The following is a 10,747-nucleotide window of genomic DNA, read 5'->3' on the forward strand; positions in this document are numbered from 1 at the left end:
GGCGAGCTGTGGAGCCACCTGTCCATCAGCCTGGTGCGCGTGTTCAGCGGCTTTGGCATCGGCCTGGCCGCTGGCCTGCTGCTGGGCGCGGCCATGGGCCTGTCGCCCACGGTGCGGGACTACGTGTTTCCGCTGTTCAAGGCGTTCAGCCAGGTGCCGGTGATTGGCTGGCTGCCGCTGCTCATGCTGCTGGTGGGCATTGACGAGGCGCTGAAGTTCTTGCTCATTGCCAAGGCCGCGCTGGTGCCGGTGGCCATCAACACCTGCCAGGGCATTCAAAGCGTGCCCAACCGCTTTGTGGAGGTGGCCAAGGTCTATGGCTTTACCCGCTGGCAGATGCTGACCAAAGTGGTCTTCCCCGCCGCCACGGCGCCCATCTGGAACGGCGTGCGCTACGGCCTCACCCACGCCTGGCTGGCGCTGGTGGTGGTGGAGCTGCTGGCCTCGTCCGAGGGCGTGGGCTTTTTGATTGTGTATGGCCGCCAGTTGTTTCAGCTCGATGTGGTGCTGGCAGCGGTGCTGGCCGTGGGCATCGTCGGGCTGGCGCTGGACAAGGTGCTGGCGCGCACGGAATCGTGGTTGCTGCGCTGGCGCAGGCCCGGGCTGTGAGGAGGGGGCTGAATATGTCGAGTTTGGTACAGAACAAAGTGTTTGTCCCCAAGCGCCTGCGCGGCTGGGTGCTGCCGCTGGCGCTGCTGGCCCTGTGGTGGGCGGCGGTGGCCTCGGGCTGGAGCACCTCGGCACTGCTGGTATCGCCCGTGGCGGTGTGGCAGCGCGGCGCCCAGCAGGTGGCCAGTGGCGAGCTGTGGGTGGCGCTGTCGGCCAGCCTGTGGCGCAACGCCTGGGGCTTTGCCATTGGCGCCAGCGTCGGGCTGGTGTTTGGCGCGCTGCTGGGCGGATCGCGCTGGTTTGACCGGCTCGTCGGCCCGTCCTTCCACACCCTCAAGCAGATTTCGCTGTTTGCCTGGATTCCGATGCTGTCGATGTGGTTTGGCCTGGGCGACGCGGCCAAGATCGCCTTCATCGCCATGGCGGCGTTCTTTCCGGTGGTGCTGAATACCTTTGAGGGCATCCGCAGCGTGCCGCGCGAATTCATCGAGGTGGCGCGGGTGTACGAGTTCAGCACCTGGCAGCTGCTGCGCCGGGTGGTGGCGCCTGCGGCGGCGCCGTCCATCTTCACCGGCATCCACCTCTCGCTCATCTACACCTGGCTGGCCACGCTGGGCGCCGAGTACCTGCTGGCCTCGGGCAAGGGCATTGGCAACACCCTGATCGACGGGCGCGAGCATTTCTGGATGGACTTGGTGCTGTTTGGCGTGGTCGTGATCGGGCTGGTCGGGTTCATTTTGAACTGGCTGCTCAGCGCGCTGGAAAAGCGCCTGCTGGCCTGGCGCGACCGCACCCTCGCAAGTTACTGATAAATACAAGGAAACCCACCATGGCACACGCCGGAACCCTGCGCATCCAAGCGCTGAACAAGCAGTACGAAGTCAAGGGCGAAGTGCTGCCCGTGCTGCAAAACATCGATTTGACGATTGCGCCGGGCGAGTTCGTCAGCATCGTCGGCTCCAGCGGCTGCGGCAAATCGACGCTGTTGCGCCTCATCATCGGCCTGGAGGGCGACTACCAGGGCGACATCCTGCTCGACGGCCAGCGCATCACCGGCACCAGCCTGAACCGGGGCATCGTGTTCCAGGAGCATCGGCTGTTTCCGTGGCTCACGGTCGAGAAAAACGTGGCCCTGGGCCTGCTCAACTCGAATCTGACCGAGGGCCAGCGGCGCGAGACGGTGCGCGAACACATCGCGCTGGTGGGCCTGAACGGTTTTGAAACCGCCTACCCGCACCAGCTCTCGGGCGGCATGTCGCAGCGCGTGGCCATTGCGCGGGCGCTGGTCAACCGGCCCGACATTTTGTTGCTGGACGAGCCCTTCGGCGCCCTGGACGCCATGACCCGCGCCCACTTGCAGCAAGAGCTGCTGCGCATCTGGCGGCAGGAAAACATCACCATGATTTTGGTTACGCACGACGTGGAAGAGGCCGTGTACCTGGGCGACAAGGTGGTGGTGATGGAGCCGCGCCCGGGCCGCATCCGCCGCACCGTGCCCGTGGGGCTGGCGCACCCGCGTGAGCGCACCTCATACGCCTTCACCGCCGTCAAAGACGATGTGCTGAAAGAGTTTGCCGGCCACCCCGCCGCCGAGCTGGCCGAGCCACCGCTCAAGCGCGATGCCGAGCTGGCCCCGGCCACGCAATGGCAGTTTGCGATTTAAAGCATCAAAACGGCATCTAGCGCCCGCGCAGTGAGCGCTAGCAGCTATCAAAAAAATAGTATTTGTTGATTTCAATTGGTGTACTGAACCATGAACAAGCCCATTTTTTCGTTTGTGCCCGGGGTGCAACGCCGCTCTGTGCTGCTGGCCGGTGCCGCGTTGGCGGCCGCGCCGGTGCTGCGCGCGCAAACGCCCGCCAAGGTCATCCGCATTGGCTCGCCCGACCTGGGCACGGCGGGCAAGCCCTTTCCGGGCGGCAGCGTGACGGCGGTGCTGCACGCCAACCGCTGGCTGGAAGAAGAATTTGCCCCAGATGGCATCAAGGTGGAATGGAGTTTCTTCCGGGGCGCTGGCCCGGCGGTGCACGAGGCGCTGTCGGCCAAGCAGTTGGATGTGGTGGCGTTGGCCGATCTGGCCTCGGTGATTGGCCGTGCGCGCGGCCTGCCCACACGCCTGATTGCGGCCTCAGGGCGCGGCAGCAACAGCTACCTGGCCACGGCGCCGGGCGTGTCCGTGAAAACGGTGGCCGACCTCAAGGGCAAGCGCGTCACGGTGCTCAAAGGCACGGCCTACCAGCGCCCGTTTGACAACCTGCTGGCCAGCGCGGGCCTGACCGAAAAAGACGTCAAGCTCATCAACATGGACTGGCCCAGCTCCAAGGCCGCCCTGGTGGCCGGGCAGATTGATGCCACCTTTGGCGGCCCCGATCTGTTCTTGCTCCAGCCCAAGGGCGTGGGCATTGCGCTGAGCACCAAAGGGCTGGGGCCTGCCTACACCATCCAGTCGGGCCTGTTGGCCACGCAGGATTTCTTGTCCGGCCAACCCCAGCTGGCACAGCGCTTGGTGTCGCAGATGGTGCGGGCCGCGCACTGGGCATCGCAGGAAGGCAACCGCGAGGCGCTGATCCAGCTGTTTGCCGACCGCAGTGGCAGCCCCGAGGTGGCTTTCCGCGAAGAGCTGGCGGGCGAACGTCTGGCCAGCCGGTTCTCGCCGCTGCTGGACGAGGGCTTGATTGCCAGTTACCAGGGCGTGCTCAACGATGGCCTCAAGCACGGTTTGCTGCGCCAGGGTTTTGATGTGCCCACCTGGTTTGAGCCCGGTTTGGTGCAGCAGGCCGTCAAAACACTGAAGCTGGACAACCAGTGGCCAGAAACCGATGCCAGCGGCAAGCTGAAAGGCAAGGCATGAGCAGCACCACCACCGCCCCCAACATCATTTTTATCCTGGCCGATGACCTGGGCTGGGCCGACCTGAGTGTGTACGGCCAGACCGACTTCCAGACGCCGCACCTCGATGCCTTGGCCGCCCAGGGCGTGCGCTTTACGCAGGCCTATGCCAACTCGGCGGTGTGCTCGGCCACGCGCTTTGCCTTGATTACGGGGCGCTACCAGTACCGCCTGCGCGGCGGGCTGGAAGAGCCCCTGGTGCGCACCGCGCACAAATACGGCCTGCCGCCCGAGCACCCCACGCTGCCCTCGCTGTTGCAGGGTGCCGGCTACGAGACGGCACTGATCGGCAAATGGCACCTGGGCAATCTGCCCACGTTCGGCCCGCTGAAAAGCGGCTACCAGCATTTTTTCGGCAACTACGGCGGCGCGATCGATTACTTCACGCACAAGCCCCGCGTGGGCGAGGCCGTGGCGCGCGACCTGTATGAAGGCGAGGTGCCGGTGGAGCGCGTGGGCTACTACACCCAGCTGCTGGCCGATGAGGCATCGCACTGGATACGCCAGCAAAGCGCGGCCAAACCCTTCTTGCTGTCGCTGCACTTCACGGCGCCGCACTGGCCCTGGGTGGGGCCGGAAGACGAAGAAGTCTCACGCAACCTCACCGACATTTTTCACTACGACGGCGGCAATCTGCACACCTACGCCAAGATGGTGCGTTCACTCGACGCGGCCGTGGGCCAGGTCTTGCAGACGCTGCAAGCGCAGGGCCTGAGCGACAACACCATCGTGGTGTTCAGCAGCGACAACGGCGGCGAGCGCTTTGCCAAAACCTGGCCCTTTACCGGGCAAAAAACCGAGTTGCTCGAAGGTGGCATCCGCGTGCCCACGCTGCTGCGCTGGCCCGCGCGCCTGAAGCCCCAGGTCAGTGAGCAAGTCACCATCACCATGGACTGGCTGCCAACGCTGCTGGCCGCAGCCGGTGTGGCGCCCGACGCACGCTACCCGTCTGACGGCGAGAACATCCTGCCCGTGCTCGAAGGCCAGGCGCCGGTACACGAGCGCACGCTGTTCTGGCGCTACAAAGCCCAGCGCCAGCGCGCCGCCCGCGACGGGCGCTGGAAGTACCTGAAGATCAACGACAACGAATTTTTGTTCGACGTGGAAACCGACACCCTGGAGCGCGCCAACCTGCGCCACCAGCAGCCAGCGGTGTTTGCGCGCCTGCGCCAGGCCTGGGCGGATTGGAATGCGCAGTTCTTGCCCATCACCGACGAGGTCATCACGCATGGCCTCTCGCCCGACATCCAGGCCGACCGCTATGCGCCGGATTTGGCCACGCGCGGCATGTAAGCCCATTGTTGGAAAAAAGTGCCTCCAGCGCCCGTACAGTGGGCGCTAGCAGCTATCAAAAAAAGAGTAATTGAGCCCCGGTGTGCCGGGGGTTTGCACCGCCATGAACTTTCAGCAACTGCGCTCCGTGCGCGAAGCTGCCCGCCGGGGCTTCAACCTGACCGAGGTGGCGGCCATGCTGCACACCTCGCAGTCCGGCGTGAGCCGCCAAATCCGTGAACTCGAAGAAGAACTGGGCGTGGACATTTTTGTGCGCGCGGGCAAGCGCCTGACGGGCATGACGCCGCCGGGCCAGACGCTGCTGCCCATCGTGGAGCGCCTGCTGCTGGAGGCCGACAACCTCAAGCGCGCGGGCAGCGATTTTTGTGCCAGCGAGGAAGGGCGCCTGTCGATTGCCGCCACGCACTCGCAGGCGCGCTACGCGCTGCCGCAGGTGGTGCGGGATTTTCGGGTGCTGTTTCCCAAAGTGGGCCTGCACCTGCACCAGGGCTCGCCCCGCCAGGTGGCCGAGATGCTGCTCTCGGGCGAGGCCGACATCGGTGTGGCCACCGAGGCGCTGGCGGGCTACGACGCGCTGGTCACGCTGCCGTGCTACCGCTGGACGCACAGCATCGTCGTGCCGCCGGGCCACCCGCTGCTGGAGGGCGCCGCGCCGCCCACGCTGGAGCAGCTGGCGCGCTACCCCATCATCACCTACGAGCTGGGCTACACGGGCCGCGCGCACATCGACGCCGCCTTTGCCCGCGCGGGCCTTTCGCCCGATATTGTGCTCAGCGCCATGGATGCCGACGTCATCAAAACCTATGTGGAGCTGGGCATGGGCGTGGGCATCGTGGCCTCGATTGCCGTGGATGCCGAGCGCGACCGCCACCTGCGCCTGCTGGACGCGGGCCATTTGTTCGAGGTCAACCTCACGCGGCTGGGCCTGCGCCGGGGCGCCTGGCTGCGCGGCTACGCCTATCGGTTTATCGAGAGCTTTGTGCCCACCCTCACGCGCGAGGTGGTAGACCGGGCACTGGCCAGCGCGGCGGCGGCCGCCCGGTAGGCGCACACGCTGGCCGCGCCGCGCCGGGCGCGATCTACAGCAGCGCCATGCGGTTGACTTGCAGCGCCAGCGGCTGGGGCAGGCGCAAGTCCAGGTCGGCCAGGCGCTGTTTGATGAGCAGCGGGGGCACGTTGAACACATGGGCCAGCTCTTGCAGCTGCACCTCGGGCTGGGGACGCGGGCCTATGGCTTGCACGCTGTAGCGCAGCACGGGGGCGGGAACGAGCAGGCCCAGGGCGAACTCGTTGGCCTCGCTGTCGTTGCGCTGGGTGTGGTCCACGGCAAAGTTGTCTTGCACCGCAATCAGCCGGTGCGTGCCCGGGCGCAGGTGGTGCAGCGCGCGGTGCCCCAGGGCCTGGGCCACGGCGTAGCGCTGGTGGATGACGGGGTGGCGCGTGCCGATGGTGATGCGGGCCAGGTTGTGGGGGCTGATGTCCAGGCGGGCGCACTCTGCCAGGGTGTCGCTCAGGACGATGGCGATGCCCATTTTTTTGGCGATTCGCGCCAGATTGACGGGTACCGATTGGTCCCAGTAAAGGTTCAGGATGCCTTCTGCAAACAGGGCCATGGGCCATTATCAGGCGACTTGCAGGCCCCCCATGCAAACGCCCTGCACTGGCGCCGCAGGGGCGGGCAAGAGCAGGGCGTGATGGCAGCGGGCCGCGCCCACACGGGCGCAGGCGGTGCGGGTGCGCTTACGAGGGCAGGCTGATCTTGACCTGGTAGCTGGCGTCGTTCTTGGGGTGGTTCTGGTTGGTGAACACCGAGCGGTCGTTTTTCAGGACGATCACTTCAAAGAACGGGCGGAAACGCGCTTCCGACACGCCAAAGGCTTGCAGGAATTTGCCAAACAGCGCTTGCTCTTCGGGTTCGGGCTGGCCGTCCACCAGCGACGAGTCAATCAGGTTGACCAGAATGCACATTTTTTGTGCATCGCTGAGCAGCGGTGCGGCTTCTTGCAGGAAGGTGTCGATGGGGTTCTTGCGGCGGTACTTGACGGCGTTGTCCAGCAAAGCCTGGTTCTGGGCGCCCACGCCCACGGTGCCGTTGCCCTGGTCTTGGCCGCCCAGCACGGACAGCAGGTGGCCGATCTCTTCGTGGTCGATCTCGCCATCAGCCGACATCATGTAGATCAGGCTGGTGGCAAATGCCAGGTGGGGCGTCATTTTGTCGCCCGAGTCGCTCTTGAACATATCAAACAAGCCCATTGCATCGTTCCTTGAAAAGTAGGTAGAAAAACACACCGCCAGCGCGCTCTACCCAAAGCCGCAACGCTGGCGTGTGGGCGAAGTGTAGCCAGTGCGCGCGGGCCGTTGCAGCACCCAAATCCTTTGGCCTCGCAGGCCTAATTTTTAAGGAAAAAACGGCTCTAACGCCCGTTTGGTGGGCGCAAGAAGCTATCAACTTTATAGCAAATGGACGCGCCTGGTGCGGTGTGGCAGCGCGGCGCAGCGGGCCTGAAAAACGCATTTTTGGAAATTTGGTGCAGCTTCTTTATTCGTTATGGGCATAAGAAGCATCCGATTAAGTCGTTCCCTTTGGGCCGGGGCGTGGTCAGAATCGCCTCCTCTTGATGGGCAGGGCCCACCGGCATGTGCCCAGGCTTTTGATTCTTTTGCTATGACCTCTTCTGTTCCAGAGCGCAGCGCCAAGGCGCCCGTGATTCGCCTCCAGGGCGTGCGCAAATCCTTTGTTTTGCCCAAGGGCGCGGTGTTCGATGCCGTGCATCCGCTGTCGCTCGACATCCCCGAGGGCGAGGTGTTCGGCCTGATTGGCCAAAGCGGTGCGGGCAAATCCACCCTGCTGCGCCTGATCAACCTGCTGGAACGCCCCGATGCGGGCCAAGTGTGGGTGGCCGGGCGCGAGTTGACGGGCCTGTCGCGGCGCGACCTGCGCGAGGCGCGCCAGAACATCGGCATGATTTTTCAGCAGTTCAATTTGCTGCAAAACGCCACGGTGTTCGACAACGTGGCCTTCCCGCTGAAGATCCACGGCCACCATTCGCGCGCCGAGATCCACGCCCGCGTCAACGAGTGCCTGGCGCTGGTGGGCCTGACCGAAAAAGCGGGCAGCTACCCGGCGCAGCTCTCGGGCGGGCAAAAGCAGCGCGTGGCCATTGCGCGTGGGCTGGCGCCGCGACCCCAGGTGCTGCTGTGCGATGAGCCGACCTCGGCGCTGGACAGCGAAACCACGCGCTCGCTGCTGCAAACGCTGCGCGACATCAACGAAAAAATCGGCGTCACCATCGTCATCGTGACGCACGAGCTGTCGGTGGTGGAGGCGCTGTGCAGCCAGGTGGCCATTCTGGAGCGCGGCCATCTGGTGGAGCAGTTTGCCCTGGCCGATCCGCCCGCCCCGCGCAAAACGGTTTTGGGCCGCGAGATTGACGAGCTGGTCGAGCGCCGCGCGCGTGAGGCGCTGCGCCACAGCGCCCCGGCCAGCACCCACCCCACCAGTGCCCGCGCCACCCCGGCCAGCGCGCCAGCAGTGCCCCTTTTTACCCCCGAGCCTTCCTATGTCTGAAAACATCATCGCCATCCTGCCCGAGCTGTGGCTGGCCATTGGCCAAACCCTGCTGATGCTGGCCATTGGCCTGAGTGCCGCCTTGTTCATCGGCGGCCCGCTGGGCGTGCTGCTGTTTTTGCTGGGGCCGGGGCAGTCGCTGGAGAACAAGCCCGCGTTTCTGGTGCTCAACTGGATCGTCAACACCGTGCGCTCTTTTCCTTTCATCATTTTGCTGGTGGCGCTGGTGCCGTTCACGCGGGTGATTGCAGGCACGTCGATTGGCCCGCTGGCGGCTGCGGTGCCGCTGTCGTTTGCGGCCATTCCGTACCTGGCGCGGCTGGTGGAGCAGTGCCTGCGCGAGGTGCCCAAGGGCGTGATCGAGGCGGCGCACGCCATGGGCGCCTCGGAGCTGCAAATCGTCTGGCGCGTGCTGGTGCTGGAGGCGCGCTCGGGCCTGGTGCTGGCGCTGACCGTGCTGGCGGTGAGCTTTTTGTCGTACTCGGCCATTGCCGGGGTGGTGGGCGGCGGCGGCATTGGCGACCTGGCCATCCGCTACGGCTACTACCGTTTTCAGACCGATGTGATGGTGCTCACCGTGACGCTGCTGGTAGTGATGGTGCAGGCCATCCAGTTCATCGGCAACACGGCAGCGCGCCGCTTGGACAAGCGCTGACACCGCATCTGCACCCTATTTTTCTGTTTCTTTCACACCTTCTGTGGCTTTACCCATGAAAAACTTTTTGCTTCGCCGTTCTGTTCTGGCTTTGTCGGTGGCTGCCTTGTCGCTGGGTGGCCTGTCTTTGGGCGCCAGTGCGCAGGACGCCACCAAGAAACAACTCGTCATCGGTGGCACCGCTGGCTCCAACATCGACCAGCTCAAGCTGGGCATCGTGCCGTTGCTGGAAAAGAAGGGCTACAAGGTCAAGCTGGTGGAGTTCAACGATTACGTGCAGCCCAACCTGGCGCTGGCACAGGGCTCGCTGGACGCCAACTTCTTCCAGCATCTGGTGTACCTGAAGAAGTTTGCCGCTGACCAGAAGCTGGACATCGTGGAGCTGGTGCAAGGCCCCATCGCGCCGCTGGGCGTGTATTCCAAAAACCGCAAGTCGCTGGCCGAGGCCAAAGAGGGCGACCGCGTAACCCTGCCCAACGACCCCAGCAACCTGGCCCGTGCCCTGGTGCTGCTGGAGCAGCACAACCTGGTCAAGCTCAAGAGTGGCATCGACGCGCTGCGCGCCTCCGAAAAAGACCTGGCCGAGAACCCGCGCAAGCTCAAGTTCATTCCGCTGGAGGCCGCACAACTGCCACGCTCGCTGGGCGACAGCGAGTACGCCATCATCAATGGCAATTTCGCCATCTCCTCGGGCCTGAAGCTGACCGAGGCCGTGGCGCTGGAGAAAACGCCCGACCATTACCTGAACGTGGTGGCCGTCAAGCGCGCAGACAAAGACACGCCCTGGGCCAAAGACCTGGCCGAGGTGTACCGCTCCAAGGAATACAAGGCGGTGGTGGACACCAAGTTCCAGGGCTACGCCAAGCCTGCTTTCTTACAGTAAGGGCGGCTCGCGCGGGCGCTTGTCAGTGGCGGATGCCGTCCTGTACGGCGCGCCAGGGCGGCGGGATCATGTCGTAGAGCGGCGTGGGGTCGCGCACAAAAAGCTGCGGGCTGGGCGCTGACAGGGTCGAGAGCACGGCGCCTTCGCGGGTCACGTCCAGGTTGGCCAGCTGCTGCATCCAGGCGATGTCCACGCTGCCATCGGCAGCAGGGCGCGAATAGATGCGCTCCAGCATGCGCTGCGCGGGTTTGCTGCCGTTGGCAGCGGCCACCTGGTACAGCCGCAGGGCCTCTGCGTAGTTGGACGGTACGCCGTCGCCGCGGTGATAACGCAGTGCCTGGGCGAACCATTCATTTGCGTTCTGGCTGCGCGGTGGCGACTGCGTTGGCGCTTGCAGGCGGCTGGCCAGCAGCTGGGCGTTGGCGGCGGCGGCGGGCGAGCGCTGTGCGGCGGCGCGAAACTGTGCCAGCGCCTCTGGCAGGCGACCGGCACTCACGCTCTCCAGTCCCAGCTCGTTGAGAGCCTGCGCGTTGCCTGCCTGGGCAGCGCGCACCAGCAGTTCGCGCCAAGGCGGGGGGGCTGCGGTTGTGTCACGCGTCCCGGTGGTGGCCATGTGCAGCGGGGCCAGTTTGGTTTCCACCAGCCATTCCAGGTAGAGGGCGCGGCCTGGGTCGGTGCTGCGCAACCGGGCAATCCAGGGGCGTGCTGCGGCCGGGTTGGGCGGTGCTGCGCAGCCATCAATCAGGCACCAGGCCAGCCCGGCAGGCGCCAGCGGGTGGCCCAGCAGCTGGGCGCGCTCAAACCAGCGGCGTGCGTCTGCGGCGTCGGCAGGCATGGCCCGGCCATGCAG

General features: G+C 65.2%; 12 protein-coding genes. 9 read left to right on the plus strand and 3 right to left on the minus strand.

The annotated features are described in order from the left end of the window. The 6 genes from PHX69_RS11920 to PHX69_RS11945 all read left to right on the plus strand — a co-directional run. Positions 1-609 (plus strand): ABC transporter permease (locus PHX69_RS11920; protein ID WP_288043899.1); only part of this gene is annotated, 609 nt, incomplete at its 5' end. Between the two features lie 14 nt (positions 610-623). Further along, complete coding sequence (locus PHX69_RS11925) at positions 624-1,418, plus strand: ABC transporter permease (protein ID WP_288043901.1); 795 nt, start codon at positions 624-626, stop codon at positions 1,416-1,418. 20 nt (positions 1,419-1,438) lie between these two features. After that, positions 1,439-2,272, plus strand: coding sequence for an ABC transporter ATP-binding protein (locus PHX69_RS11930; protein WP_119013488.1), 834 nt, complete (start codon positions 1,439-1,441; stop codon positions 2,270-2,272). Positions 2,273-2,362: 90 nt separating this feature from the next. Continuing rightward, complete coding sequence (locus tag PHX69_RS11935) at positions 2,363-3,460, plus strand: ABC transporter substrate-binding protein (protein WP_288043902.1); 1,098 nt, start codon at positions 2,363-2,365, stop codon at positions 3,458-3,460. Next, positions 3,457-4,791 carry a sulfatase family protein gene (locus PHX69_RS11940; RefSeq protein WP_288043904.1) on the plus strand — a complete coding sequence of 445 codons (1,335 nt, stop codon included), beginning with the start codon at positions 3,457-3,459 and terminating at the stop codon, positions 4,789-4,791. Before PHX69_RS11935 ends, PHX69_RS11940 begins: the two co-directional genes overlap by 4 nt. A gap of 103 nt (positions 4,792-4,894) precedes the next feature. Then, on the plus strand, positions 4,895-5,836 hold the full coding sequence (locus tag PHX69_RS11945; RefSeq protein WP_288043907.1) for a CysB family HTH-type transcriptional regulator: 942 nt from the start codon (positions 4,895-4,897) through the stop codon (positions 5,834-5,836). A gap of 34 nt (positions 5,837-5,870) precedes the next feature. Here PHX69_RS11945 and PHX69_RS11950 read toward each other — a convergent pair whose 3' ends face one another. Continuing rightward, the gene (locus tag PHX69_RS11950) at positions 5,871-6,404 is read right to left on the minus strand and encodes an ImmA/IrrE family metallo-endopeptidase (RefSeq protein ID WP_119014865.1); all 534 of its coding nucleotides are present in this window, start codon (positions 6,402-6,404) and stop codon (positions 5,871-5,873) included. Between the two features lie 127 nt (positions 6,405-6,531). Continuing rightward, the gene (locus PHX69_RS11955) at positions 6,532-7,044 is read right to left on the minus strand and encodes a tellurite resistance TerB family protein (RefSeq protein ID WP_288043910.1); all 513 of its coding nucleotides are present in this window, start codon (positions 7,042-7,044) and stop codon (positions 6,532-6,534) included. A 412-nt stretch (positions 7,045-7,456) separates the two neighbouring features. Between PHX69_RS11955 and PHX69_RS11960 the strand changes: the two genes are divergently transcribed. Genes PHX69_RS11960 through PHX69_RS11970 form a run of 3 tightly spaced genes read left to right on the plus strand, consistent with a single transcriptional unit; the run spans position 7,457 to position 9,897 of the window. Further along, positions 7,457-8,359: a methionine ABC transporter ATP-binding protein gene (locus PHX69_RS11960; RefSeq protein WP_119014863.1), complete on the plus strand. Its 903-nt coding sequence runs from the start codon at positions 7,457-7,459 to the stop codon at positions 8,357-8,359. Further along, on the plus strand, positions 8,352-9,014 hold the full coding sequence (locus PHX69_RS11965) for a methionine ABC transporter permease (RefSeq protein WP_119014862.1): 663 nt from the start codon (positions 8,352-8,354) through the stop codon (positions 9,012-9,014). Before PHX69_RS11960 ends, PHX69_RS11965 begins: the two co-directional genes overlap by 8 nt. A gap of 55 nt (positions 9,015-9,069) precedes the next feature. Continuing rightward, positions 9,070-9,897, plus strand: coding sequence for a MetQ/NlpA family ABC transporter substrate-binding protein (locus PHX69_RS11970; RefSeq protein ID WP_288043913.1), 828 nt, complete (start codon positions 9,070-9,072; stop codon positions 9,895-9,897). A 22-nt stretch (positions 9,898-9,919) separates the two neighbouring features. Here PHX69_RS11970 and PHX69_RS11975 read toward each other — a convergent pair. Next, positions 9,920-10,747, minus strand: an 828-nt coding sequence (locus PHX69_RS11975; RefSeq protein WP_288043915.1) for an SEL1-like repeat protein, incomplete at its 5' end; no start/stop codon positions are given.

Source organism: Simplicispira sp. (assembly GCF_028687295.1).
GTDB classification, from domain to species: domain Bacteria; phylum Pseudomonadota; class Gammaproteobacteria; order Burkholderiales; family Burkholderiaceae_C; genus Simplicispira; species Simplicispira metamorpha.